Source organism: Pseudomonas guariconensis, from assembly GCF_900102675.1.
Lineage (GTDB): Bacteria > Pseudomonadota > Gammaproteobacteria > Pseudomonadales > Pseudomonadaceae > Aquipseudomonas > Aquipseudomonas guariconensis.
Genome location: NZ_FMYX01000004.1, coordinates 59,952 through 83,441, shown reverse-complemented (window position 1 = coordinate 83,441; position 23,490 = coordinate 59,952). Strand labels below are relative to the sequence as shown.

Sequence of the window (23,490 nt, the reverse complement as noted above, 5' to 3'; positions counted from 1 at the left end):
TTCTAGAGCACGAAGTTCACGTGCTCGCCCTGATGCAGATTCAACTCCAGGGCATCGACCATCCCTGCCGCAATCCGCGCCAATCGCTGCAAAGGCCCGGCCAGTCCGGGCTCCAGGGTTCCATCGAGGTTGCGGAAATGCTCGATGCCCAGGCCTGGCATCTCTTCAGGGGCGTTGATCAGCGTCCAGCGCAGCGCGCTGCGTTGTAGTTGATCGACGATCTGGTCTGCGCACGCCCGTTGCGCTTCGCTGTGCCCGGCCGGCTTGTCCAGCACATCGAAATCGCCCACCAGCAACAGCCGGCGTATAGTCGTACGCGAAAGGCCTGCCACCAGGGCTTCGGCCATTTGCCGTTGCGCAGGCAGATCGTCTGGCGCCAGCGCTGAAAGCAAGGCGATCACCGCCGAGCCTCCGGCCACGCTCTGTTCGGCCTGGTGCTTGTCACCTAGCGCGCCTCGCTTGAAGTGCAGCCCAGGACGCGGTGCGTGACGGTTAAGGTCATCGACCACCGCGGTGACCTCGTGCTGGCGCGACAGCAGCTCGACGATCAATGCACTGCCCAGGCTGCTTTCGGCACCGAACAGAACCAGTTTGAACACTGGAGTCTCGGCATTTTTCACAGGATCGCTCCCCTTCGCTGGCCAGTGATCCTTTGACCTCATTTGGGAGTAATCGTGCAAAGGATCAAGGGTTATCACGCCCACGTGTACTACGACGCAGCGACGATGGAGCAGGCCCGGGCGCTGTGCGAGGAAGCGGCGCGGCTGTTTCCCGTGACTATGGGGCGCATGCACCAGAAGCCGGTCGGGCCGCATCCGGACTGGAGCTGCCAGCTGGCCTTCGGGCCGGAAGTGGTGGGCGTGGTGTTGCCGTGGTTGGCGCTGTATCGCAAGGGGTTGGTGGTGTTCCTGCATCCGCTGACGGGGGATGAGCTGGCGGATCACCGGGATCATGCGATCTGGATGGGGGCCGTGCGGCCACTGGACTTGTCGATATTCGAATGAAAGGGCCGCTTTGCGGCCCATCGCAGGCTATCGCCAGCCCCCGCGAGCGGTGACTCCCGCGGGGCTGGCGCTGCGCTCGCTAGGTTACAGGCGGGCGCCGCGTACGCCTTCAGCCAGTGCCGAGCACAGGCTCAGCACATCAGCCACTGCCTGGTCGGCACTCTTGGCTTGGGCGATCTTGTCGACCAGCGCCGAACCGACCACCACGCCTTCGGACAGCTTGGCGATCGCCGCTGCCTGCTCCGGTGTGCGGATGCCGAAACCCACGCTGATGGGCAGGTCGGTGTGGCGGCGCAGGCGAGCGATGGCCTGCTGCACGTGCTCGGTGGTGGCCGAGCCCGCACCGGTCACGCCGGCCACCGAGACGTAGTAGACGAACCCGGAGCTGCGCTCCAGCACCCGCGGCAGGCGGGCGTCATCGGTGGTCGGGGTGGTCAGGCGGATGAAGTCGATGCCTGCGGCCTGGGCCGGGGTGGCCAGCTCGGCGTCGTGCTCAGGCGGCAGGTCGACGATGATCAGGCCATCGACGCCGGCGTCCTTGGCCTCTGCCACGAAGCGCTCCACGCCAAAGCGATGGATCGGGTTGTAGTAGCCCATCAGCACGATCGGCGTGGTCTGGTTGCCGACGCGGAACTCGCGGACCATCTGCAAGGTTTTCGCCAGGGTCTGACCGGCATCCAGGGCGCGCAAGGTCGCCAGCTGGATGGCCACGCCATCGGCCATCGGGTCGGTGAACGGCATGCCCAGCTCGATCACGTCGGCGCCTGCTTCGGGCAGGCCCTTGAGGATGGCCAGGGAAGCGTCATAGCCAGGGTCGCCGGCAGTGATGAAGGTGACCAGCGCAGAGCGGCCTTGGGCCTTCAGCTCGGCGAAGCGGTGTTCAAGACGGCTCATGGCTGTTTCTCCTGGGCGGCCATATGGTTCATCACGGTTTGCATGTCCTTGTCGCCACGTCCGGACAGGCACACGACCATCAGGTGGTCCTTGGGCAGGTTCGGTGCGCGCTTGATCGCTTCGGCCAGAGCATGGGAGCTCTCCAGGGCCGGAATGATGCCTTCCAGGCGGCAGCAGGTGTGGAAGGCGTCGAGGGCTTCATCGTCGGTGATGCTGACGTACTCGACACGTTTCACTTCGTGCAGGTAGGCGTGTTCAGGGCCGATCCCCGGGTAGTCCAGGCCGGCGGAGATCGAGTGGGCATCGGTGATCTGGCCATCCGCGTCCTGCAGCAGGTACGTGCGGTTGCCATGCAGCACGCCCGGGACGCCGCCGTTGAGGCTGGCGGCGTGCTTGTCGGTGTTCACGCCGTGGCCACCGGCTTCGACGCCGATGATTTGCACGCTGGCATCATCGAGGAAGTCGTGGAACAGGCCCATGGCGTTGGAGCCACCGCCGACGCACGCAATCAGGCTATCAGGCAGGCGGCCTTCCTTCTCATGCAACTGGGCGCGGGTTTCCTTGCCGATGATCGATTGGAAATCGCGGACCATCGCCGGGTACGGGTGAGGACCTGCCACGGTGCCGATCAGGTAGAAGGTGTCGTCGACGTTGGTGACCCAGTCGCGCAGGGCCTCGTTCATGGCGTCCTTGAGGGTGCCGGTGCCGGCGGTGACCGGGACGATCTCGGCGCCCAGCAGCTTCATGCGGAACACGTTGGCTTGCTGGCGCTCGATGTCGGTGGCGCCCATGTAGATCACGCAGGGCAGGCCGAAGCGTGCGGCCACGGTGGCGGTGGCGACGCCGTGCATGCCGGCGCCGGTCTCGGCGATCAGGCGTTTCTTGCCCATGCGTTTGGCCAGCAGCACTTGGCCAATGCAGTTGTTCACCTTGTGCGCGCCGGTGTGGTTGAGTTCTTCACGCTTGAAGAAGATTTTCGCGCCGCCGCAGTGTTCGGTCAGGCGCTCAGCGAAGTACAGCGGGTTGGGACGGCCGATGTAGTCGCGCTGGAAGTAGGCCAATTCCTCGAGGAACTTCGGATCGGCCTTGGCCGCTTCGTATTCGCGGGCCAGGTCCAAGACCAGCGGCATCAGGGTTTCGGCCACGTAGCGGCCGCCGAACGAGCCGAACAGGCCGTTGGCGTCGGGGCCGGCGCGGTATTGGGTCTGGGTCATGGGGCGCTCCATAGGCGATGTGATCAGTGAAATCGTGTGGGCCTGTGCGCAGCTGAACCCGCGAACAGGCCTTTCTCGTCGATGGGCCTACTCTAACCACGACATGGCTGGCTGAAAACCGATAAGATTGCGATAACTTGTCAGAAAATCTCACATATAAAATGCGCCAGGATCTCCCCCCTCTCAATGCCTTGCGGGCCTTCGAGGCCACTGCCCGGCTCAACAGCGTCAGCCAGGCTGCCGAGCAGCTACACGTGACCCACGGCGCCGTCAGCCGACAGATCAAGGTACTCGAGGAGCATCTGGGTGTGGCCTTGTTCGTCAAGGATGGGCGCGGCATCAAACTCACAGATGCCGGGTCACGCCTGCGCGATGCGAGCTTCGATGCCTTCGATCGGCTGCGCACGGTCTGCGCGGAGCTCAGCCGTGATGTCAGCGAGGCGCCGTTCGTGCTGGGGTGTTCTGGCAGTCTGCTGGCGCGCTGGTTCATCCCGCGTTTGGGACGGCTTAAGGCTGACTTGCCGGAGCTGCGGCTGCATTTGTCCGCCGGTGAAGGCGACCTGGACCCCCGGCGCCCCGGACTGGATGCCTTGCTGGTGTATGCCGAGCCGCCGTGGCCTGCGGACATGCAGGTTCATGTGTTGGCCCAGGAGCGCATCGGGCCGGTGGTGAGCCCGCATTTCGCGGGTTTCGAGCGCTTGCGCAGCGCGCCGGCCAAAGCGTTGCTCGATGAAGCCCTACTGGATACCACCTCGCGCCCACAGGCCTGGCCGACCTGGGCCGAGCAGCAAGGGCTTGACCCGGCCGCGTTGAGGTTCGGCCAAGCCTTCGAGCATTTGTATTACCTGCTGGAGGCCGCAGTGGCCGGTCTGGGGGTGGCCATCGCTCCGCAACCGCTGGTGGCGGATGACCTACGGGCCGGGCGGCTGAGCGCACCTTGGGGCTTCTCGCCTACCCGCGCAGCCTTGGCGCTATGGGTGCCGCGACGCGCCGCGGACGGGCGCGCCGAGCAGTTGGCGCAGTGGCTGCGCAACGAGCTGGACCTTCAAACGACTTAGTTGCGCTTGCACATCAGCCAGGCGGCCAGCAGGCCGAGGGCACCGATGGCGACGCCTGCGGTGGTCCAGGGATGTTCCTGGGCGTAATCGCGGGTGGCGATGCCGGTCTGGCGGGTGCGGGCTTTGACTTCTTCGTAGGCTTCGCCCATCAGTGTTCGCGACTGCCTGAGCGCGTTCTCGGCGTTGCTGCGGATCGCTTTCATGGATTTCTGCGACTCTTCCGAGGCGTCGTGCTTGAGGTGTTCGAGGGTCTTGAGCAGGCTTTCGATCTCCGCCTCCATGCTTTCCAGCGACGCTTTACGCAGCGAGTTGTAGGCCATGATGACTCTCCTTCGCGTGGGTTGGGTTGTAAGGGTTGCGACTGTGCAGCGAAGCGAAAGTGCGATCGAACTTTCGTTTGCCATGCAAGTTCGCAGGTAAAGCGGGCCTGCGCTGCTAGGCTCAAATCTCACACGCCAACCAAGGAGAGCGCTCATGTCCGATCATCGCACCTACAAGAAGATCGAGCTGGTCGGGTCCTCGCCCACCAGCATCGAGGACGCGATCAACAATGCCCTGGCTGAAGCCGGCAAGAGCATCAAGCATTTGGAGTGGTTCGAAGTCGTCGATACCCGTGGCCATATCCGCGATAACCAGGTCGCGCACTTCCAGGTCACGCTGAAGGTCGGTTTCCGCATCGCCAACAGCTGAAACAGGCCCAGGCTGGCTTCGCCCGGCCAGATGGGGTAAAGGTTGCAGGGTGCCATTTCGATAATGGCACCCTGTCCTTTTTTGATCTGAACAAGGAAAGCGATCGATGAAGAAACTGATTCTGGCGGTGGGTTTGATGGCGCTGGCAGGCGGGGCATTTGCGGCTGGGAAGCCGTGCGAAGAGCTCAAGGCCGAGATTGCGGCGAAGCTGGATGCCAAGGGCGTGAAAGACTACACGCTGGAGATCGTGAACAAGGGCGAGCCGGCGGGCAAAGTGGTCGGTACCTGCGAAGGCGGTACCAAGGAAATCGTCTATCGACGGGGTTGAGTGAATGAACGCTTCGCGGGTGAACCCGCTCCCACGTGCTCTGCGTTGAGGCCTGTGGAAGCGGGTTCACCCGCGAAAAGCACTACTCGGTCTTGAGCGCCTGGGCCAGCAGCTCGTAAGAGCGCAACCGATCCGCATGCTCATACAGGTCGCAGGTGAAGATCAGCTCATCGGCACCGGTCTGCTCCAATAGCACTTCCACCTTGGCCCGCACCTTCTGCGGGCTGCCGATCATCGCCAAGCCCAGGAAACTGCCCACCGCATCGCGTTCGTGGGGCAGCCACAAGCCGTCCATGCTCGGCACCGGTGGTCGCTGCATCAGGCTTTGGCCACGGATCAGCGCGAGGATGCGCTGGTACACGGAGGTGGCCAGATACTCGGCCTGTTCATCGGTGTCGGCCACGACCATCGGCACGCCCAGCATCACGTAGGGCTTGTCGAGCACGGTCGAGGGCTTGAAGTGGTCGCGGTAGATGCGGATCGCCTCATGCATGTAGCGTGGGGCGAAGTGCGAGGCGAAGGCGTAGGGCAGCCCGCGCATGCCGGCCAGCTGGGCGCTGAACAGACTGGAGCCCAACAGCCAGATCGGCACGTCGGTGTCATGGCCGGGCACGGCGATGACCTTCTGGTCCGGCGTGCGAGGGCCCAGATAGCGCGATAGCTCTTCGACATCATCCGGGAAATCATCGGCGCTGCCGGAGCGTTCGCGGCGCAGTGCGCGGGCGGTCATCTGGTCGGAGCCTGGCGCACGGCCAAGGCCCAGGTCGATACGGCCGGGATACAGGCTGGCCAAGGTGCCGAACTGCTCGGCGATGACCAGTGGCGCGTGGTTGGGCAGCATCACGCCGCCAGAGCCGATGCGGATGCTCGAGGTACCGCCGGCCAAATAGCCGATCAGCACCGCCGTGGCGGAGCTTGCGATGCCATCCATGTTGTGGTGTTCGGCCACCCAGAAGCGGTTGTAGCCCCAGCGTTCGACGTGCTGCGCCAGATCCAGCGAGTTGCGCAGGGACTGGGCCGGGCCGCCGTCGGCGCGCACCGGTACCAGGTCGAGGGTAGAAATCTTCAGGTCACGCAGGTGCGTCATTGGAGCCTCCGCAGAAATTTGGCCAAGGGGCCTTGAAGACTCTGTATGGGCAGTTTCCGGGGTTTCAATGTTGAGCGTCGGATTGTTCTGAACTTGCATAGGGTGCCGTCCTCAGAACCCATAGGTACTCATCCTATGACCAGGAGGCAGCATGAAAAAGACAGCATCGGCGATCTGGCAAGGCGGGCTCAAGGACGGCAAGGGCTCGCTGTCCACCGAGAGTGGGGCGCTCAAGCAGAATCCCTATGGCTTCAACACCCGCTTCGAAGGCTCGCCTGGGACCAACCCGGAGGAGCTGATTGGTGCGGCGCATGCGGGGTGTTTCTCGATGGCTCTGTCGATGATGCTGGGCGAGGCCGGCTTGACCGCAGAACGCATCGACACCATTGCCGAAGTGAGCCTGGACAAGCAGCCGGACGGTTTCGCCATCACCGCCGTGCACCTGATCCTCAAGGCCAAGGTTCCTGGCGCCAGCGAGGCGCAGTTTCAGGAAATCGCCAACAAGGCCAAGGCCGGCTGCCCAGTATCGAAGGTACTGAACGCCACGATCAGCCTGGACGCGAGGTTGGTTGCCTAGGCGCAACAGGGGCGGTTTCCTGTAGTCTAACCAGCGTTGGCAGCTGGTCTGCCTCTTCAGGAGCCGTCCCATGATCCGCGTTGCAACCGCCGTGCTGGTTTCCCTGCTGGCCACGACCGCCCTGGCCGCGCCCAAGCCGTGCGAAGAACTCAAGGCCGAAATCGAAGCGAAGATCCAGGCCGCGGGCGTGACGTCCTACACTTTGGAAATCGTGCCCAATAGCGAGGTCCGCGACCAGAACATGATCGTCGGCAGCTGTGATGGCGGGACCAAGAAAATCATCTACCAGAAAAACGATCGGTAGAAAGGGCCCGCGCTTGCGGGTCACGGAATGCAGAAAACGTTGCTGGGCTCGTCCACCACCACCGTGCGTTTGGCATCGTACAGCAGCACCTGCGGCTGCATTACCGGCGCTCGGGCTTCCAGACGATAGCGTTCACCGGCCTTGAAGTCGTCGTAGCGCACGGTCAGGTAGCAGGTGCGTTCGGTTGGATCGGTCGAGAAGCCGCCTGCGTACACCTCGTAGTCGAAGCGCACCACCAACTCGTGCCTGCCAGGTGTGACCTGGAAGTAGCGGCCATCATCGAGCCGTTTGCCGTCCAGGCGGTCGGCCATGATGGTCCTGCCGGGGGTGATGGTGTAGAGATCGACCCAGGCCTGCTTGGGGTCGACGGGCGGCAAGGGGCTGGCGCAGGCCCCCAGCGCACTGAGGGCGATCAGCATCATGGGCTGGCGCATGGCGAAACTCCCGCTTGCGATTCACAAGCTATAAGCATAGCGCCGACAGGCCCGCACTGTCGCGAAAGTCGTGGTCTTTCAGGTGCGCTGGCAGCCTGCTGGCAAGCCTTGGCTGACGAGTTTTCGCTGCTGGTCGTACAGCTTGATCCAGGGGCGGAAACCGATGCTGCCGGCTTGCAGTTGGTAACGCTGGCCGGCACTGAAATCCTTGAAGGTCAGATTGAGCTGACAGTCACGCCACAAGGGTTCGTCGACCGGGCCGATGTTGCTTGGCTCCACGGCGAACTGGTAGCGCACAGTGAGCTCATGGTTGCCAGGCTGGACTTCGAAATAACGGGTGTCGGCCCAGTCGCGTTCGTCCACCTGCACTGCGTGCAGTGACGTGTTGTCGAAAGGCGCGAGATCGACCCAGGCTTGATTAGGGTCTGGCGCTGGCAACGTGGAGCATCCGGACAGCAGCACGAGCGTGCCGGCGATGACAATCATTGAACGCATGGCGAAACGCCCCCCTGGCGAGATAGTCTTGGACCGCACTGGCCGTGAGCGAGATAGACAGCCTTGATGTTCCGACTTTTTCTTTTACAGCGCTCAAGCCCTGGGCCTCTCGACCGCGTTTTCACCCGTTTGGTTCCCGTCCTTGCAGCCCTCCTGCTGAACGGTTGCAGCAGCCTTGGCTATTACGGACAACTGGCCGAAGGGCAATGGCAGTTGCTGCGCGCACGCCAGCCGGTGCAGCGCCTGCTTGATGACCCCACCACTCCTGCTCCCTTGCGCCAGCGACTGGCGCAGGCCGAGCTGGCCCGGTCGTTCGCCAGCGAGCACCTGAAACTGCCGGACAACCGCAGTTACCGCATCTACGCCGATCTGGGCCGACCCTATGTGGTCTGGAACGTGTTCGCCACGCCGGAGCTATCGTTGCAGCCGGTGACCCATTGCTTCCCGATCGCCGGTTGTGTCGCCTACCGCGGCTACTACCGACAAGGCGCGGCCCGGGGGGCGGCGGCACTGATGCGCCAGCAAGGACTGGACACCTATGTGGGGGGCGTCGAAGCGTATTCGACCCTGGGCTGGTTCGACGATCCGATTCTCTCCTCGATGGTCGGCTGGGGCGACGAGCGTCTGGCCGCGGTGATCTTCCACGAGCTGGCGCACCAGCGTTTCTATGTGCAGGACGACACAGAGTTCAACGAGTCTTTTGCCTCGTTCGTCGAGCAGGAAGGATCGCGGCAATGGCGCGCAGCCCGTGGGCTTGCAGCGATTCGGGAGGATTCGCTGCGCCAGCGCGAGCAGTTCATCCAACTGGTGCTGGACAGTCGAGCGCGGCTCGAGGCGATCTACGCAAGCCCACGCAATGAGCCAGCCAAGCGGGCGGCCAAGCAGGCGGAGTTCGCACGGCTGCGCCAGGCCTATCGGCAGGTGCGCGATGAGCAGTGGCAAGGGGACAAACGCTATGACGCCTGGATGTATGGGCCGATGAACAACGCCAAGCTGTTGCCGTTCGGGCTGTATGACCAGTGGGTGCCGGCGTTTGCGGCGTTGTTTAGGCAAGCGGGCGGAGACTGGAGCCGGTTCTACCGGCAGGTCGAGGCGCTGGGGCGGTTGCCGCTCGAAGAGCGCAAGACGCGGTTGGCGCGATTGGCTGCAAGCCGGTGAGTGGGGCCGGCTTGCGCCCTTTGCAGGCTTCTACAAGGGTCACCGCTGCCCTGTAGGAGCCTGCGAACGGGCTGCAACAGCAGCCGCCCCCTGCACTTAATGACCGACGAATGCCTGGTGCATCTGCGCCAGGGTCTCGAAATGAAATGCCGGCGCTTCGGCTGTGAGCTCTTCACGGCTGCCGAAGCCATACCCCACCGCCACCGCCTGCAAGCCGTTGCTGCGCGCACCGATCAGGTCGTGCTTGCGGTCCCCGATCATCAGCGTCTGGGCCGGGTCCAGCCCTTCTTCGTCCAGCAGGTGGCGAATCAGCTCGACCTTGTTGGTGCGGGTGCCATCCAGTTCGCTGCCGTAGATCACCTTGAAGTGGTGGTCGAAGGCAAAGTGCCGGGCGATCTCCCGGGCGAACTCCCAGGGCTTGGAGGTGGCGATGTAAAGCGTGCGGCCTTGGCTGTTGAGGGTTTCGAGCAGTTCTGGCACGCCGTCGAACACCAGGTTCTCGTACAGGCCCGTGACACGGAAGCGCTCACGATAGAAGTTCACCGCCTCCCAGGCTTTGGCTTCGTCGAAGCCATAGAACTGCATGAAGGCTTGCAGTAAAGGTGGGCCGATGAAGTGTTCGAGGCGGGTCAGGTCCGGCTCGTCGATGCCCAGCTTGGCCAGGGCGTACTGGATCGAACGGGTGATGCCCAGGCGTGGGTCGGTCAGGGTGCCGTCGAGGTCGAAGAGAATGTTCTGCTGGTGCATGTACAAAGGGTTCCACTTGAATGCTGCGTGGCGTTGTTCGCGGGTAGACCCGCTCCCACAAGGTCAGTCGTAGGGCTTGTGGCGCGGTTAGTCGCGAAGACGGTCATTCGGGCCGGTCGTAGCCTTCGGCCAGGTGCTGGTCCTTGAGCTTGACGTAATTGGCGGCGCTGTAGGTAAAGAACGCTCGTTCCTTGTCGGTCAGCGGGCGGGCTTGCTTGGCCGGGCTGCCGACGTACAGGTAGCCGCTCTCCAGGCGTTTGCCGGGGGGGACCAGGCTGCCAGCACCGATGATCACTTCGTCCTCTACCACCGCGCCATCCATGATCGTGCAGCCCATGCCGACCAGGATGCGGTTGCCAAGGGTACAGCCATGCAGCATCACTTTGTGACCGATCGTCACATCGTCGCCGATCAGCAGTGGAAAACCGTCAGGGTTGAAGGGGCCGGCGTGGGTAATGTGCAGCACGCTGGCGTCCTGCACGCTGGTGCGTGCGCCGATGCGGATGCGGTGCATGTCGCCGCGAATGACGGTCAGCGGCCAGACCGAGCTGTCCTCGCCGATCTCCACGTCGCCCAGCACCACCGCCGAACGATCGATGAAAACCCTGGGTCCAACTTTCGGAGTGTGTTGTGCAAAGCGTCGGATGGCCATGATAGCGCCCCTCTTGAATGCCGATAGGCGGGCTGCCTGCTGCGGTCGGCGTCGATTGTAATTAAGATGGTCCCGTGTTTCCTCCTGCCAAGGTATCTAAACCGTGAGTGCGAACAACCCGCTTCTGCAGTCCTACGATCTGCCGCCCTTCTCGGCGATCCGTGCCGAACACGTGCTGCCGGCGATCGAGCAGATCCTGGCCGATAACCGAAAAGCCATTGCCCAGATCCTTGAACAGCAAGGCCAGAACCCGACCTGGGCCGGCCTGGTGCTGGCGATGGACGAGCTTAACGACCGCCTGGGCGCCGCCTGGAGCCCGGTCAGCCACCTCAATGCGGTGTGCAACAGCAAGGAACTGCGTGAGGCCTACGAGTCCTGCTTGCCTGCGCTGAGCGCCTATTCCACCGAGCTGGGGCAGAACCGCGCCCTGTTCGAAGCGTATGAAGCCCTGGCCAAGAGCCCCGAAGCCGCGGGCTTTGATGTGGCGCAGAAGACCATCATCGACCACGCCCTGCGGGACTTCCGTCTGTCGGGTATCGACCTGCCGGCCGACAAGCAGCAGCGCTACGCCGAGGTGCAAAGCCGCCTGAGCGAGCTGGGCAGCCGCTTCTCCAACCAATTGCTGGACGCCACCCAGGCCTGGACCAAACACGTCACCGACGAAGCGCAGCTCGCCGGCCTGACCGACTCGGCCAAGGCGCAGATGGCCGCCGCTGCCCAGGCCAAGGGCCTGGACGGTTGGTTGATCACCCTGGAGTTCCCCAGCTACTACGCGGTGATGACCTACGCCAATGACCGCGCCTTGCGCGAAGAGCTCTACGCCGCCTACTGCACCCGCGCCTCCGATCAAGGCCCGAACGCCGGCCAGTTCGACAATGGCCCGGTGATGAGCGAAATCCTCGACCTGCGCCAGGAGCTCGCTGAGCTTCTGGGCTACAAGAACTATGCCGAGCTGAGCCTGGCCACCAAGATGGCCGAGTCCAGCGACCAGGTGCTGAGCTTCCTGCGCGATCTGGCCAAACGCAGCAAACCGTTCGCCGCTCAGGATCTGGAGCAGCTCAAGGCCTACGCCGCCGAGCAGGGCTGCCCGGAGCTTTCGAGCTGGGACGCCGGCTATTACGGCGAGAAGCTGCGCGAGCAGCGCTACAGCGTCTCCCAGGAGGCCCTGCGCGCCTACTTCCCGATCGACAGGGTGCTTTCGGGCCTGTTCACCATCGTGCAGCGCCTGTACGGCATCGAGATTGCCGAGCTCAAGGGCTTCGACACCTGGCATCCGGACGTACGCCTGTTCGAGATCAAGGAAAACGGCCAGCACGTGGGCCGCTTCTTCTTCGACCTGTACGCCCGCGCCAACAAGCGTGGCGGTGCCTGGATGGACGGCGCTCGCGACCGTCGCCGTACTGCCGCCGGCAGCCTGCAGAGCCCGGTGGCGAACCTGGTGTGCAACTTTACCCCGGCCGCGCCTGGCAAGCCGGCGCTGTTGACCCACGACGAAGTCACCACCCTGTTCCATGAGTTCGGCCATGGCCTGCACCACCTGCTCACCCGCATCGAGCATGCGGGCGTCTCCGGCATCAATGGTGTGGCCTGGGATGCCGTGGAGCTGCCGAGCCAGTTCATGGAGAACTGGTGCTGGGAGCCTGAAGGCCTGGCGCTGATCTCCGGCCACTACGAGACCGGCGAGCCTCTGCCTCAGGACCTGCTGGACAAGATGCTGGCGGCCAAGAACTTCCAGTCGGGCATGATGATGGTGCGTCAGCTGGAGTTTTCGCTGTTCGACTTCGAACTGCACGCCAACCATGGCGATGGGCGCAGCGTGCTGCAGGTGCTCGAAGGTGTGCGCGACGAGGTGTCGGTGATGCGCCCGCCGGCGTACAACCGCTTCCCGAACAGCTTCGCCCACATCTTCGCGGGTGGTTACGCGGCCGGTTATTACAGCTACAAGTGGGCAGAAGTGCTTTCGGCGGATGCCTTCTCGCGCTTCGAGGAAGAAGGTGTGTTCAATGCCGAGACCGGCCGTGCCTTCCGCGAAGCAATCCTGGCCCGTGGCGGCTCCCGCGAGCCGATGGTGCTGTTCGTCGACTTCCGTGGCCGCGAGCCCTCCATCGATGCGCTGCTGCGCCATAGTGGCCTGACCGAGGATGCGGCGGCATGAGCGAGGTTCCTGTGAGCAAAACCAAGAAGCGCTTCATCGCCGGGGCGGTCTGCCCGGCGTGCAGCGAGCCCGACAAGCTGATGATGTGGAATGAAGACGGTGTGCCGCACCGCGAGTGCGTAGCCTGCGGTTTCACCGACACCCTGAACGAGCAGGGCCTGTCGGTGCCGACCGAGCTGGGCACCCGGGTCAACCACTTGGCGCCCAAGGCCGCGCCGGCCAAGGTGCAGACCGTGCAGTTCTTCCCCAATCCTAAGCTGAAGAAACCGGCCGAATGAGGCCGTCGCACCGCTGGGCCAAGGCCCGGTGGTGCGTGCCTGCCCAGGCAGGTGGTAGTTATGCAGCCACCTGCGCAGGGCCTTGCGTTCCATGCTCGCGTTGATCATCAACCGAGCAGGAACCTCCCATGCAAGCCCGCAATCCCCTACTGAACGACAATCGTGCGCCCATCGATTACGACAGCGTGACGCTCGAGCATGTTAAGTCGGCCCTCGACACCGTGGCCGGAGCCTATGAAACCGGTCTGTCGCAAGTGCTGGAAGGTCAGCAAAAACAGCCCAGCTGGGATGGGTTGGTGTTGGCGATGTACAACGTCATAGCCGATCTGCAGGCGACCGTCTTTGCGACCTTGCCCCTGGCCAACAAAGGTGAGGCCTGGCATGCAGCGTTTGGCGAAGGCTATCGTCGAGCGCAGCGCCTGTTCATGGAAAACCGCAGAAACAAGCCCCTGCACGCCCTCTATCAACGCCTGGCCACGGATGAGTCCAGCCTGGATGTCTATGAAAAGGCCACGCTGCGCAGGATCCTTCTGGAGTACCGCTTGGCTGGTGTACATCTGGATGCGCAGCAAAACGCCACGTTGGCGCAGCTGGAGGATGACATCAACGAACAGATCGGGGGCTTCTATCAGACGCTCGATGAAACGAGTGAACGATCGAGTATTCAGATCGAGGATGAGGCGCGCCTGCAAGGGGTGCCCCAGCGCTTGCGCGACCTGATGGCCCGGCAAGCCAAGGATGCCGGCCTGGAGGGCTGGCAGATTCTCTGCAATGAACGCAACGCCAAGGCCATTCTCGAATTCGCCGATGATCGGCGTCTGCGCGAGGCTGTCTATACGGCCTACCACTCCCGGGGTGTTCATTCGGATGAACAGCAAGACAATGGCAACCGCCTGCAGCAGCTGGCGCTTCTGCGGGAGCAGAAAGGGCAACTGATCGGAAACACCAGCTACGCGCAGCTGATCTTGCAGGGCAAGGCCGCAGGCAGCGTCGAGCCTGTTCATCAGTTGCTCCAGACGCTGGCGCAGAAGCTGCGGCCCGCCATGCTCAAAGCGCGCACCGCGCTTCAGGGCCTGGCTGCGCAGCATGATTTGGATGCAGTCCAACCATGGGACGTCCGGTACCTGCGAGCCCGCAAGCAGGCCATGAGCAATGAAGCGCTGCGCGGCTACTTCACGCTGGACAAGGTGGTGCACGCCTTGGTCGATCTGGCCGAGCGGGTCTTCGACCTGACGCTTACGCCCTGCTCTGTCTCGGCGTGGCATCCCAGCGTGCGCAGCTTCACCGTGCACCAGGAAGGCGTGGAAGTCGGCATGCTGTATCTGGATGTCCTGATGCACCCAGGCAAGCAAGACGGAGCTCACACTATTGCCGTGCGCCATCGGCGTCGGGACGAACAGGGCCGGACGCATGGCGCTTCGGTAATGGTGGTCAGCGACGGCGAGCCAGGCTTGGGGGGCGAGCCAGCCCTGCTCGATCATCTGGCCCTGCGCAAACTGTTCCACGAGTTCGGCCACGGGCTGCACATCCTGCTGATGCCCGCCACCAACCATTTGCTGTCCGATCCAAACCGGGCAGGCTCGGATAGCCAGGAGTTCTTCGGCAAATTTCTTGAGCGTTGGCTGTGGAACGCGCAGTACCTGGCGGACATCTCCAGCCATTACCTGACCGGTGAGCCGCTCACGCTGGCGCAGGCTCAGGCGGCCCTGGCCAACCTGCGCGAGGCGCAGTTGGAGAAGTGCGTCTTCGACGTGAGCATGGCGCTGTTCGATCTGGAGCTGCACAGCTCGCCCGGCGACGGCAAGTCCATCCAGCAGCGCCTGTCTGAATGCCGCGAACGTTGCGGCTGCTGGCCTCTGGCGAGCTTCGAGAAGCCGGCGCACGCGTTCGACTATCTGGTGGCCGGTTACGAGGCGGGTTATTACAGCTACGTCTGGGGCGAAGCACATGCCATCGACGTATTCACCCACTTCGAAAAATGGGGGTTGTTCGACAACAGGGCGGGTAAGCGCTTCCGGGCGGCATTCGCCAACTGGGCCAATGCCAAGCCGATGCCCGAAGGATGCGAGGAGTTTCTGGGACGACCTATGCAGATCGAGGCACTGTTGGACTGGTACGGTCTCGAATGAGGCGCACTGGCTGACGTAAGGCGCTAGAACGGATGATCATCCAGATGTACTGTACATGGATACAGTGATTTGGAGCCTGCGATGTATTCCCCAGCGCCGCAAAAAGGTCGAGGCACGACCCACAATCCACTCAATCGTTTTTCTCCCAGCCATTCGACTGTGGAAGACGATGGCTGGTACCAGGACGTGCCGGCGACCCAAGGCACCGAGATCCGCATCGAGACCGCCAAGACCATCATCACCCGCAACACCTCGCCCGATTTGCCCTTCGACCGCTCGATCAACCCCTACCGGGGTTGCGAGCATGGCTGCATTTACTGCTACGCCCGACCCAGCCATGCCTACTGGGACCTCTCCCCTGGCCTGGATTTCGAGACCAAGCTGATCGCCAAGACCAACGCCGCCGAGGTGCTCGAGCAACAGCTGAGCAAGCCAGGCTATGTCTGCGCCCCCATCAACCTGGGTTCCAACACCGACCCCTATCAACCCATCGAACGGGAGCAGCAATTGACCCGGCGCCTGCTTCAGGTGCTGCTGCGCTATCGCCATCCGGTGACCATCGTCACCAAGGGAGCATTGGTGCTGCGTGACCTTGACCTGCTGGCCGAGCTGGCCAGCCAGCGCCTGGCGCGGGTGATGATCAGCCTTACCACGCTCGACGACACGCTCAAGCGCATCCTCGAGCCGAGAGCGGCGGCGCCCAAGGCACGTCTGCGGGCGATCCGCGTCCTGCGTGAGGCAGGGGTGCCGGTGGGGGTGCTGTGCTCGCCGATGATTCCCATGGTCAACGACAGCGAGCTGGAACATCTGCTGGAGGCGGCGAAAGATGCCGGCGCCCAGAGCGCGGCCTACATGATGTTGCGCCTGCCGTTGGAGGTGGCGCCGTTGTTCGAGCAGTGGCTGCAGGATCACTACCCGCAACGTGCCGCCCACGTATTGAGCCTGATTCGCCAGAGCCGCGGGGGCGAGCTGTACGACAGCCGGTTCGGGACGCGCATGCGTGGCGAGGGGGTGTTCGCTGAATTACTGGCGCAGCGGTTTCGCAAGGCGGCAAAGCGGCTGGGGTTCGAGGGGCGCGAGGCGCAGGCGCTCGATTGCACGGCCTTTTGCCCACCGGGTGGGCAGATGGCGTTGTTTTGAGGTGCGGTCCCATGGCCATCCTCAGCCTGGCTCATGCAAGCTGAGATTTTTATTCAGGAGTAGTGGCGATTGATATTTTTTTGCTACTATCGACGTCCCGCCTCATGAAGCTAGAACGCCCGTTCTAGAGCCTCCGAATTCAGTTTCAGTTAAGTTTTCTCCCGTAGCGTAAGTCGACAAGAGATTGTGATTTATCGCCTGTGCGTGTCATCTAACGCCCTGCATAGCCAGAATCTTTCCCCGGTAAAATGGACCTTACCTACAACCGCCAAGAGGATGAATCATGCCCGTCAAGGACCCAAACAAGGTCGTCCCGGCTGCACCTGCCGAAAGCGCCGATGCTGCCCTGAAGCATATCGTCGACGGCTTCCTGCGTTTTCACCATGACGTCTTCCCCGAGCAGCAAGAGCTGTTCAAGAAGCTCGCCACCGCGCAGAAGCCACGCGCGATGTTCATCACTTGTGCCGACTCACGCATCGTTCCGGAGCTGATCACTCAAAGCTCGCCGGGCGATCTGTTCGTGACCCGTAACGTCGGCAACGTCGTTCCGCCTTATGGTCAGATGAACGGTGGTGTTTCCACCGCCATCGAATACGCCGTGATGGCCCTGGGCGTGCACCACATCATTGTCTGTGGTCATTCCGACTGCGGCGCCATGCGTGCGGTGCTCAACCCCAACTCGCTGGAGAAGATGCCCACGGTCAAGGCCTGGCTGCGGCATGCCGAAGTGGCCCGTACCGTGGTCGAGGACAACTGCTCCTGCGGCAGCGAGCACGAAAGCATGCAGGTGCTGACCAAGGAAAACGTCATCGCCCAGTTGCATCACCTGCGCACCCATCCTTCGGTCGCCTCGCGCCTGGCAGCCGGCCAGCTGTTCATCCATGGCTGGGTCTACGACATCGAGACCAGCCAGATCGAAGCCTACGACGCCGCTTCCGACAGCTTCCTGCCGCTCACTGCCGGTGAGCCAATCCCCTGCGCTACACCGAGAGGCCGCTACTAAGCGACCCGAACACCTGCGTTGTTCTTGATAGCCGGTCGCACCCCTGCGGGGTGTGGCCTGGCTGTCGGCTGCCTTGAATTTCCCTGACTGACCTGCCGGCTTGCTGGCGGCCCGCGCCTGCGCGCGTGTCAGGGTTCCCCGTGCCTGCGGCCTTGGAGTGGCCGCCAAACTTGAGAAAGGAGCTTCATGGTGAACAAGACACAGATCAAAGCGGCATTGCCGCGAGAGTTGTTGGCCTCGGTGGTGGTCTTCCTGGTGGCGCTGCCCCTGTGCATGGGCATCGCGATCGCTTCTGGCATGCCACCTGCCAAGGGCCTGATCACCGGCATCATCGGCGGCATCGTAGTGGGCTTTTTGGCCGGCTCGCCCCTGCAGGTCAGTGGGCCGGCGGCAGGCCTGGCGGTGCTGGTGTTCGAGCTGGTGCGCCAGCATGGCATGGCCATGCTGGGGCCTATCCTGTTGCTGGCGGGGCTGTTGCAGTTAGTGGCAGGACGCCTGCGCCTGGGCTGCTGGTTCCGGGTCACGGCGCCTGCGGTGGTGTATGGGATGCTCGCGGGTATCGGTGTGCTGATCGTGCTGTCCCAAGTGCACGTGATGTTCGATAGCGCGCCACAGCCCTCGGGTGTGGAAAACCTGCTGGGCTTCCCGGCAACACTGGCCTCGGCGCTGCCCTTGGAGCGCGCGGGCAATGGCTGGCAGGCCGGTGCCCTAGGCCTGGGCACCATTGCTTTGATGTGGGCATGGGAACGGTGGCGGCCGCAGCGCCTGCGCTTTGTACCTGGCGCGCTGTTGGGCGTCGCGGCGATGACCGCTGTCAGCCTGTGGCTGGCCCTGCCGGTGAACCGGGTGCAGGTGCCGGCGGATTTGTCCGAAGCCATCGACTGGCTGCGCCCGGATGATCTGCTCAAGCTGGCCGACCCTTCCCTGCTGGTCGCGGCCTTCGCACTGGCCTTCATCGCCAGTGCCGAAACCCTGCTGTCCGCCGCTGCGGTGGACCGCATGCACAGCGGCCCGCGCTCGGACTTCGATCGGGAACTGTCGGCGCAGGGGCTGGGCAACATGTTGTGCGGCGTGCTCGGTGCGCTGCCGATGACCGGGGTCATCGTGCGCAGCTCGGCCAATGTCCAGGCCGGTGCGCAGACCCGCTGGTCGGCGATTTTCCATGGCCTGTGGCTGCTGGCCTTCGTGGTGGCGCTTAGCAGTGTGCTGCAGCAGATCCCGGTGGCCAGCCTGGCGGGTGTGCTGGTGTACACCGGTATCAAACTGGTGGACTTCAAGGCATTCCGGGGGCTGGGCCGCTATGGCCGCATGCCGATGTTCACCTATGCCGCGACGGCGCTGGCGATCATCTTCACCGACTTGCTGACTGGCGTGCTGCTGGGCTTTGCCCTGACCCTGCTCAAGCTGGCGCTCAAGGCGGCGCGGCTGAAGATCGGCCTGGTCACCCTGGCGCAACCCGGGCACATGGAGCTGCGCCTGAGCGGCGCGGCGACGTTCCTCAAAGTACCGGCGCTGACCCAGGTGCTGGAGCGCGTGCCGCAAGGGACCACGCTGCACGTGCCGTTGGGCAACCTGAGCTATATCGACCACTCCTGCCTCGAACTGCTCGAAGACTGGGGGCGCAGCAATGCGGCCAAGGGGTCTCGCTTGGTGATCGAGCAGCGCAGGCTCAAGCGGCGTATCGAGGGGCGCCTGCGCACGACGGCGGGTGTTGGGGCCTGACACAAAAGGGGCCGCTTTGCGGCCCGTTCGCGGGTAAACCCGCCCATGCGTCAGGTGGATCAGACCGGCTGGCCGAGCTCCACGCCCAGCTGGCGGGACAGGCAGGGCCAGCGCTTCCAGGCCGCGCCGGTTTCGGGGCTGCAGAGTTTCTCCCGGTAAGTCTCGACCGACTCCACGGCAAAACTCTCGTCGTCGAGCATTTCGTCCACCGAGTGGTGCACCACTTCATCCAACTGGTTGGCGAAGGTTTCGCCGATCAACTGATGGGCGATCAGGTTGGCCACGGTGGTGTCCACCGGGATCAGCGGCTGCTGGAAGTGACGGATGTACAGGTCATTGACCTCTTCGACCAGGCGATGGGCCAGGTAGGCTTCGTCCAGCAGGCAATCCAGGCCGACATGGCCTTGCATGACGCTGGGCGGTTGCAGGAAGTAGGCTTCGGCGATTTTCAGCACCGGCTTGATCTGCGACTCGATCCCGGCTTCGCGGGCCACCTCATGGGCGGCCTCCAGCAGTTCCGGAACCTGATCGATGTAGGCGCTGACGAAGCGCGCCAGAGTACCCTGGGCATCCTGCTCAGGCAGTTGGATCGATGGATGCAGATGCGGCAGTTGTTGTTCCAGGCGCTGTTTCAGTTGGCCGGTCTGGCCCTCGTGTTGGTGGGCGTGGGTGATCTGCTCGCGGACAGCAGCGATGTTCATGACAACTCCAGGGACAAGGCGTTACAAACGGAAGACACTAAGTTAGCTCGCTTACCAGAATGCCTAAGACGCATTTGTTATAACCCCGAGGCACGTCTGTCTGCGTGGTTATATCAATATGCCACCATTTTGCTCTATCCCTGTAACTGCAAGCCTTTCAAGCGATTACGTCAATCGGTGAAGTTGTTTTCATGGCCTTCGTTGCGTGCCATTGGTCGCTGTCTATACTCGGGTTGAACGTGATTCGTTGATGAGGCCCGACTGCCATTTGCAGGGGCTCGGTCGTCGAAGCCAGGCAGTCTTGGCCGCCATCCCCTCCTTAGCCGTACGGTCGTCCACGCCTCCGGGACAACAAGAACGATAAGGGGAACCCGCAATGATGCGACATCCACATGTCTGGATGGGCCTCCTGTTGTGGTTGGTGTTTGGCCAGGCACAAGCCGCCTGGACCGTGAACATGGCACCGGGGGCGACGGAAGTTTCCAACGCCGTGTTCGACCTGCACATGACCATTTTCTGGATTTGCGTGGTCATCGGCATCGTGGTGTTCGGCGCGATGTTCTGGTCGATGGTCATCCACCGCCGCTCCACCGGCCAGGAGCCTGCGCATTTCCACGAGCACACCTGGGTAGAGATCCTCTGGACCGTCGTTCCCTTCCTGATTCTCGTGGCCATGGCCATCCCGGCCACCAAGACCCTGATCGACATCTATGACGCCAGCGAGTCGGACCTCGACATCCAGGTCACCGGCTACCAATGGAAGTGGCACTACAAGTACCTAGGCCAGGACGTAGAGTTCTTCAGCAACTTGGCCACGCCCACTGACCAGATCCACAACAAGGCGCCCAAGGACGAGCATTACCTGCTGGAAGTCGACCAGCCGCTGGTGCTGCCGGTCGGGGCCAAGGTGCGGTTCCTGGTGACTGCCGCCGATGTCATCCACTCCTGGTGGGTGCCGGCCTTCGCGGTCAAGCGTGACGCCATTCCGGGCTTCGTCAACGAGGCCTGGACGCGCATCGAGAAACCCGGCATCTACCGCGGCCAGTGCACCGAACTGTGCGGCAAGGACCATGGCTTCATGCCGGTGGTGGTGGAGGTCAAGTCCAAGGCCGACTACGACGCCTGGCTGGGCGAGCGAAAAGCCGAGGCTGCCAAGCTCAAGGAGCTGACCAGCAAGGAGTGGACGCTTGAGGAATTGGTCGAGCGCGGCGACAAGGTCTACCACACCACCTGCGTGTCCTGTCACCAGGCCGAGGGCCAGGGCCTGCCGCCGATGTTCCCGGCGCTCAAGGGCTCGAAGGTCGCCACAGGGCCTAAGGAAGAACACCTGAACATTGTGTTCCACGGCCGTCCCGGTACCGCCATGGCTGCGTTCGGCAAGCAGCTTTCGGAAGTCGACATCGCCGCCGTGGTGACCTACGAGCGCAACGCCTGGGGCAACAACAAAGGTGACATGGTCACGCCGAAAGACGTGCTGGCGCTCAAGCAGGCAGACGCGCAATGAACCGGGTAACTCGCGGCAATCAATGGATTGCAGGAGGCAGGACATGAGTGCAGTGATCGACGACCACGCCCACGGCCATGACCACGCCCACGGCCCGGCCAAGGGCCTGATGCGCTGGGTGCTGACCACCAACCACAAGGACATCGGCACGATGTACCTGTGGTTCGCCTTCACCATGTTCCTGCTCGGTGGCTCCTTTGCCATGGTGATCCGCGCCGAGCTGTTCCAGCCGGGGCTGCAGATCGTGGAACCGGCGTTCTTCAACCAGATGACCACCATGCACGGCCTGATCATGGTGTTCGGCGCGGTGATGCCGGCCTTCGTCGGCCTGGCCAACTGGATGATTCCGCTGATGATCGGCGCGCCGGACATGGCCTTGCCGCGGATGAACAACTTCAGCTTCTGGCTGTTGCCAGCGGCCTTCCTGCTGCTGGTCTCGACCCTGTTCAGCCCAGGCGGAGGCCCCAACTTCGGCTGGACTTTCTATGCCCCGCTGTCCACCACCTACGCGCCGGCCAGCGTGACGTTCTTCATCTTCGCCATCCACCTGATGGGGATCAGCTCGATCATGGGCGCGATCAACGTGATCGCCACCATCCTCAACTTGCGTGCCCCGGGCATGACGCTCATGAAGATGCCGCTGTTCGTCTGGACCTGGCTGATCACCGCGTTCCTGCTGATAGCGGTGATGCCGGTACTGGCAGGCGTGGTAACCATGATGCTGATGGACATCCACTTCGGCACAAGCTTCTTCAGCGCTGCCGGCGGGGGCGACCCGGTGTTGTTCCAGCACGTGTTCTGGTTCTTCGGGCACCCTGAGGTGTACATCATGATCCTGCCGGCCTTCGGTGCGGTCAGCTCGATCATTCCGGCCTTTTCGCGCAAGCCGCTGTTCGGCTACACCTCGATGGTCTATGCCACCGGCGCGATCGCCTTCCTGTCGTTCATTGTTTGGGCCCACCACATGTTCGTGGTCGGAATTCCGGTGGTTGGCGAGCTGTTCTTCATGTACGCCACCATGCTCATCGCCGTGCCCACGGGGGTGAAGGTGTTCAACTGGGTCAGCACCATGTGGCAGGGTGCACTGACCTTCGAGGCGCCGATGCTGTTCGCCATCGCGTTCGTCATCCTGTTCACCATCGGTGGGTTCTCCGGGCTGATGCTGGCCATCGCCCCGGCGGACTTCCAGTATCACGACACCTACTTCGTCGTGGCCCACTTCCACTACGTGCTGGTGCCGGGGGCGATCTTCGGCATCTTCGCCTCGGCCTACTACTGGCTGCCGAAATGGACCGGACACATGTACGACGAAACCCTGGCCAAGCTGCATTTCTGGCTTTCGTTCGTGGGCATGAACCTGGCCTTCTTCCCGATGCACTTCGTGGGGCTGGCCGGCATGCCTCGGCGTATTCCGGATTACAACCTGCAGTTCGCCGACTTCAACATGGTGTCGTCGATCGGGGCCTTCACCTTCGGTGCCACGCAGATCCTGTTCCTGTTCATCGTCATCAAGTGCATCCGCGGCGGCGCGCCGGCACCGGCCAAGCCTTGGGATGGCGCCGATGGCCTGGAGTGGACGGTGCCTTCGCCGGCGCCTTACCACACCTTCCAGACACCACCGGATGTGAAGTGAGGCGCCGGGCATGAACGGCCTTTCGCTCAGACGCCTGGTCACGCGCCTCTTGATGCTGGCGGTGCTGATGTTCGCCTTTGGTTTTGCCCTGGTGCCCATCTACGACGTGATGTGCAAGGCCTTCGGCATCAATGGCAAGACCGGCGGGCAATACGAGGGCAGCCAGGTGAGTGACCCGTCGCGCACGGTGCGGGTGCAGTTCATGTCCACCAACGCCAGCGACATGGTCTGGGACTTCTATTCCACCGCCGATCAGCTGGAGGTCAATCCGGGCGCGGTCAACCAGATGATTTTCATCGCCCGCAACCCCACCGACCGGCCCATGAGTGCCCAAGCCATACCCAGCATCACCCCGGCCGAGGCCGCGGCGTATTTCCACAAGACCGAGTGCTTCTGCTTCACCCAGCAGGTGCTGCAACCCGGTGAGCGCATCGAGATGCCCGTGCGGTTCATCGTCGATCGCGACCTGCCGGCCAATGTGAAGCACCTGACACTGGCCTACACCTTGTTCGACATCACCGCTCGCCACCCACCGGTCGCTCATGTCGCGGCCCAGGACGTCCAGGGCGCCCGCTAAGGGAAG

Annotated in this window: 26 protein-coding genes; 16 read left to right on the top strand and 10 right to left on the bottom strand. The window is 63.1% G+C overall.

All coding sequences use genetic code 11. The features are described from left to right. Positions 1-2: 2 nt before the first annotated feature. Complete coding sequence (locus BLS27_RS08265; protein ID WP_090344094.1) at positions 3-620, bottom strand: NAD(P)-dependent oxidoreductase; 618 nt, start codon at positions 618-620, stop codon at positions 3-5. A 54-nt stretch (positions 621-674) separates the two neighbouring features. Here BLS27_RS08265 and BLS27_RS08260 point away from each other — a divergent pair, with 54 nt between their 5' ends. Then, on the top strand, positions 675-1,004 hold the full coding sequence (locus BLS27_RS08260; protein ID WP_043207625.1) for a DOPA 4,5-dioxygenase family protein: 330 nt from the start codon (positions 675-677) through the stop codon (positions 1,002-1,004). Between the two features lie 84 nt (positions 1,005-1,088). On the opposite strand, the gene trpA is transcribed toward BLS27_RS08260, so the two are convergent. Both trpA and trpB read right to left on the bottom strand, forming a co-directional pair. Continuing rightward, positions 1,089-1,898: a tryptophan synthase subunit alpha gene (gene trpA, locus BLS27_RS08255; protein WP_043207627.1), complete on the bottom strand. Its 810-nt coding sequence runs from the start codon at positions 1,896-1,898 to the stop codon at positions 1,089-1,091. After that, on the bottom strand, positions 1,895-3,112 hold the full coding sequence (gene trpB, locus BLS27_RS08250; RefSeq protein ID WP_043207629.1) for a tryptophan synthase subunit beta: 1,218 nt from the start codon (positions 3,110-3,112) through the stop codon (positions 1,895-1,897). Before trpB ends, trpA begins: the two co-directional genes overlap by 4 nt. Before the next feature lie 161 nt (positions 3,113-3,273). Here trpB and BLS27_RS08245 point away from each other — a divergent pair, with 161 nt between their 5' ends. Beyond that, positions 3,274-4,170 (top strand): LysR family transcriptional regulator, encoded by an 897-nt coding sequence (locus BLS27_RS08245; RefSeq protein WP_043207631.1) that lies wholly within the window; start codon positions 3,274-3,276, stop codon positions 4,168-4,170. On the opposite strand, the gene BLS27_RS08240 is transcribed toward BLS27_RS08245, so the two are convergent. Then, the gene (locus tag BLS27_RS08240; protein WP_043207633.1) at positions 4,167-4,490 is read right to left on the bottom strand and encodes an ElaB/YgaM/YqjD family protein; all 324 of its coding nucleotides are present in this window, start codon (positions 4,488-4,490) and stop codon (positions 4,167-4,169) included. The genes BLS27_RS08245 and BLS27_RS08240 overlap by 4 nt on opposite strands. Before the next feature lie 154 nt (positions 4,491-4,644). Between BLS27_RS08240 and BLS27_RS08235 the strand changes: the two genes are divergently transcribed. Together BLS27_RS08235 and BLS27_RS08230 are read left to right on the top strand one after the other, a co-directional pair. Continuing rightward, positions 4,645-4,860 (top strand): dodecin, encoded by a 216-nt coding sequence (locus BLS27_RS08235; protein WP_043207635.1) that lies wholly within the window; start codon positions 4,645-4,647, stop codon positions 4,858-4,860. Between the two features lie 106 nt (positions 4,861-4,966). Continuing rightward, entirely contained in the window at positions 4,967-5,188 is a 222-nt protein-coding gene (locus BLS27_RS08230) for a DUF1161 domain-containing protein (protein WP_043207638.1), read from the top strand. Positions 5,189-5,270: 82 nt separating this feature from the next. Here the strand turns inward: BLS27_RS08230 and BLS27_RS08225 are convergent, their stop codons facing one another. After that, entirely contained in the window at positions 5,271-6,275 is a 1,005-nt protein-coding gene (locus tag BLS27_RS08225) for an LLM class flavin-dependent oxidoreductase (protein ID WP_070575681.1), read from the bottom strand. Positions 6,276-6,426: 151 nt separating this feature from the next. Here BLS27_RS08225 and BLS27_RS08220 point away from each other — a divergent pair, with 151 nt between their 5' ends. Continuing rightward, positions 6,427-6,852, top strand: coding sequence for an OsmC family protein (locus BLS27_RS08220; RefSeq protein WP_043207643.1), 426 nt, complete (start codon positions 6,427-6,429; stop codon positions 6,850-6,852). 70 nt (positions 6,853-6,922) lie between these two features. Next, on the top strand, positions 6,923-7,156 hold the full coding sequence (locus BLS27_RS08215; protein ID WP_043207645.1) for a DUF1161 domain-containing protein: 234 nt from the start codon (positions 6,923-6,925) through the stop codon (positions 7,154-7,156). A gap of 20 nt (positions 7,157-7,176) precedes the next feature. Here BLS27_RS08215 and BLS27_RS08210 read toward each other — a convergent pair whose 3' ends face one another. Both BLS27_RS08210 and BLS27_RS08205 read right to left on the bottom strand, forming a co-directional pair. After that, positions 7,177-7,590: a PA0061/PA0062 family lipoprotein gene (locus tag BLS27_RS08210; protein ID WP_043207647.1), complete on the bottom strand. Its 414-nt coding sequence runs from the start codon at positions 7,588-7,590 to the stop codon at positions 7,177-7,179. A gap of 78 nt (positions 7,591-7,668) precedes the next feature. Continuing rightward, positions 7,669-8,085: a PA0061/PA0062 family lipoprotein gene (locus tag BLS27_RS08205; RefSeq protein WP_043207649.1), complete on the bottom strand. Its 417-nt coding sequence runs from the start codon at positions 8,083-8,085 to the stop codon at positions 7,669-7,671. Positions 8,086-8,151: 66 nt separating this feature from the next. Between BLS27_RS08205 and BLS27_RS08200 the strand changes: the two genes are divergently transcribed. Continuing rightward, positions 8,152-9,243, top strand: coding sequence for an aminopeptidase (locus tag BLS27_RS08200; RefSeq protein WP_043207653.1), 1,092 nt, complete (start codon positions 8,152-8,154; stop codon positions 9,241-9,243). A gap of 96 nt (positions 9,244-9,339) precedes the next feature. On the opposite strand, the gene BLS27_RS08195 is transcribed toward BLS27_RS08200, so the two are convergent. Beyond that, positions 9,340-9,990, bottom strand: coding sequence for an HAD family hydrolase (locus BLS27_RS08195; protein ID WP_043207657.1), 651 nt, complete (start codon positions 9,988-9,990; stop codon positions 9,340-9,342). A gap of 103 nt (positions 9,991-10,093) precedes the next feature. After that, positions 10,094-10,642 carry a gamma carbonic anhydrase family protein gene (locus BLS27_RS08190; RefSeq protein WP_043207659.1) on the bottom strand — a complete coding sequence of 183 codons (549 nt, stop codon included), beginning with the start codon at positions 10,640-10,642 and terminating at the stop codon, positions 10,094-10,096. Between the two features lie 103 nt (positions 10,643-10,745). Between BLS27_RS08190 and prlC the strand changes: the two genes are divergently transcribed. The 6 genes from prlC to BLS27_RS08160 all read left to right on the top strand — a co-directional run bounded on the left by prlC (position 10,746) and on the right by BLS27_RS08160 (position 19,069). Further along, positions 10,746-12,797: an oligopeptidase A gene (prlC, locus tag BLS27_RS08185; protein WP_043207661.1), complete on the top strand. Its 2,052-nt coding sequence runs from the start codon at positions 10,746-10,748 to the stop codon at positions 12,795-12,797. Then, complete coding sequence (locus tag BLS27_RS08180; protein ID WP_043207663.1) at positions 12,794-13,075, top strand: YheV family putative zinc ribbon protein; 282 nt, start codon at positions 12,794-12,796, stop codon at positions 13,073-13,075. The genes prlC and BLS27_RS08180 overlap by 4 nt, the downstream gene beginning before the upstream one ends. 128 nt (positions 13,076-13,203) lie before the next feature. Beyond that, the gene (locus BLS27_RS08175; RefSeq protein WP_090344091.1) at positions 13,204-15,204 is read left to right on the top strand and encodes a M3 family metallopeptidase; all 2,001 of its coding nucleotides are present in this window, start codon (positions 13,204-13,206) and stop codon (positions 15,202-15,204) included. Between the two features lie 81 nt (positions 15,205-15,285). After that, positions 15,286-16,344 (top strand): PA0069 family radical SAM protein, encoded by a 1,059-nt coding sequence (locus tag BLS27_RS08170; protein ID WP_043207668.1) that lies wholly within the window; start codon positions 15,286-15,288, stop codon positions 16,342-16,344. 283 nt (positions 16,345-16,627) lie between these two features. After that, a complete protein-coding gene (locus BLS27_RS08165; protein ID WP_043207671.1) occupies positions 16,628-17,347 on the top strand; it encodes a carbonic anhydrase in 720 nt (239 codons plus the stop codon). A gap of 186 nt (positions 17,348-17,533) precedes the next feature. Beyond that, positions 17,534-19,069: a SulP family inorganic anion transporter gene (locus tag BLS27_RS08160; RefSeq protein WP_167358077.1), complete on the top strand. Its 1,536-nt coding sequence runs from the start codon at positions 17,534-17,536 to the stop codon at positions 19,067-19,069. A 59-nt stretch (positions 19,070-19,128) separates the two neighbouring features. On the opposite strand, the gene BLS27_RS08155 is transcribed toward BLS27_RS08160, so the two are convergent. Continuing rightward, the gene (locus tag BLS27_RS08155) at positions 19,129-19,770 is read right to left on the bottom strand and encodes a hypothetical protein (RefSeq protein WP_043207674.1); all 642 of its coding nucleotides are present in this window, start codon (positions 19,768-19,770) and stop codon (positions 19,129-19,131) included. Positions 19,771-20,146: 376 nt separating this feature from the next. Here BLS27_RS08155 and coxB point away from each other — a divergent pair, with 376 nt between their 5' ends. Genes coxB through BLS27_RS08140 form a run of 3 tightly spaced genes read left to right on the top strand, consistent with a single transcriptional unit; the run spans position 20,147 to position 23,484 of the window. Continuing rightward, a complete protein-coding gene (coxB, locus tag BLS27_RS08150; RefSeq protein ID WP_043207676.1) occupies positions 20,147-21,274 on the top strand; it encodes a cytochrome c oxidase subunit II in 1,128 nt (375 codons plus the stop codon). A gap of 43 nt (positions 21,275-21,317) precedes the next feature. After that, complete coding sequence (gene ctaD / locus BLS27_RS08145) at positions 21,318-22,907, top strand: cytochrome c oxidase subunit I (protein ID WP_043207679.1); 1,590 nt, start codon at positions 21,318-21,320, stop codon at positions 22,905-22,907. Positions 22,908-22,917: 10 nt separating this feature from the next. Further along, the gene (locus BLS27_RS08140) at positions 22,918-23,484 is read left to right on the top strand and encodes a cytochrome c oxidase assembly protein (RefSeq protein ID WP_070575720.1); all 567 of its coding nucleotides are present in this window, start codon (positions 22,918-22,920) and stop codon (positions 23,482-23,484) included. Positions 23,485-23,490: the final 6 nt, after the last annotated feature.

Coding starts and splice junctions, on each gene's coding strand:
- BLS27_RS08200 (WP_043207653.1), top strand. CDS start 8,152: ATGTTCCGACTTTTTCTTTTACAGCGCTCAAGCCCTGGGCCTCTCGAC.
- BLS27_RS08160 (WP_167358077.1), top strand. CDS start 17,534: ATGGTGAACAAGACACAGATCAAAGCGGCATTGCCGCGAGAGTTGTTG.
- trpB (WP_043207629.1), bottom strand. CDS start 3,112: ATGACCCAGACCCAATACCGCGCCGGCCCCGACGCCAACGGCCTGTTC.
- ctaD (WP_043207679.1), top strand. CDS start 21,318: ATGAGTGCAGTGATCGACGACCACGCCCACGGCCATGACCACGCCCAC.
- BLS27_RS08230 (WP_043207638.1), top strand. CDS start 4,967: ATGAAGAAACTGATTCTGGCGGTGGGTTTGATGGCGCTGGCAGGCGGG.
- BLS27_RS08175 (WP_090344091.1), top strand. CDS start 13,204: ATGCAAGCCCGCAATCCCCTACTGAACGACAATCGTGCGCCCATCGAT.
- BLS27_RS08245 (WP_043207631.1), top strand. CDS start 3,274: ATGCGCCAGGATCTCCCCCCTCTCAATGCCTTGCGGGCCTTCGAGGCC.
- BLS27_RS08180 (WP_043207663.1), top strand. CDS start 12,794: ATGAGCGAGGTTCCTGTGAGCAAAACCAAGAAGCGCTTCATCGCCGGG.
- BLS27_RS08240 (WP_043207633.1), bottom strand. CDS start 4,490: ATGGCCTACAACTCGCTGCGTAAAGCGTCGCTGGAAAGCATGGAGGCG.
- BLS27_RS08215 (WP_043207645.1), top strand. CDS start 6,923: ATGATCCGCGTTGCAACCGCCGTGCTGGTTTCCCTGCTGGCCACGACC.
- BLS27_RS08170 (WP_043207668.1), top strand. CDS start 15,286: ATGTATTCCCCAGCGCCGCAAAAAGGTCGAGGCACGACCCACAATCCA.
- BLS27_RS08155 (WP_043207674.1), bottom strand. CDS start 19,770: ATGAACATCGCTGCTGTCCGCGAGCAGATCACCCACGCCCACCAACAC.
- BLS27_RS08165 (WP_043207671.1), top strand. CDS start 16,628: ATGCCCGTCAAGGACCCAAACAAGGTCGTCCCGGCTGCACCTGCCGAA.
- coxB (WP_043207676.1), top strand. CDS start 20,147: ATGATGCGACATCCACATGTCTGGATGGGCCTCCTGTTGTGGTTGGTG.
- BLS27_RS08210 (WP_043207647.1), bottom strand. CDS start 7,590: ATGCGCCAGCCCATGATGCTGATCGCCCTCAGTGCGCTGGGGGCCTGC.
- BLS27_RS08225 (WP_070575681.1), bottom strand. CDS start 6,275: ATGACGCACCTGCGTGACCTGAAGATTTCTACCCTCGACCTGGTACCG.
- BLS27_RS08140 (WP_070575720.1), top strand. CDS start 22,918: ATGAACGGCCTTTCGCTCAGACGCCTGGTCACGCGCCTCTTGATGCTG.
- BLS27_RS08195 (WP_043207657.1), bottom strand. CDS start 9,990: ATGCACCAGCAGAACATTCTCTTCGACCTCGACGGCACCCTGACCGAC.
- BLS27_RS08235 (WP_043207635.1), top strand. CDS start 4,645: ATGTCCGATCATCGCACCTACAAGAAGATCGAGCTGGTCGGGTCCTCG.
- BLS27_RS08190 (WP_043207659.1), bottom strand. CDS start 10,642: ATGGCCATCCGACGCTTTGCACAACACACTCCGAAAGTTGGACCCAGG.
- BLS27_RS08205 (WP_043207649.1), bottom strand. CDS start 8,085: ATGCGTTCAATGATTGTCATCGCCGGCACGCTCGTGCTGCTGTCCGGA.
- BLS27_RS08220 (WP_043207643.1), top strand. CDS start 6,427: ATGAAAAAGACAGCATCGGCGATCTGGCAAGGCGGGCTCAAGGACGGC.
- trpA (WP_043207627.1), bottom strand. CDS start 1,898: ATGAGCCGTCTTGAACACCGCTTCGCCGAGCTGAAGGCCCAAGGCCGC.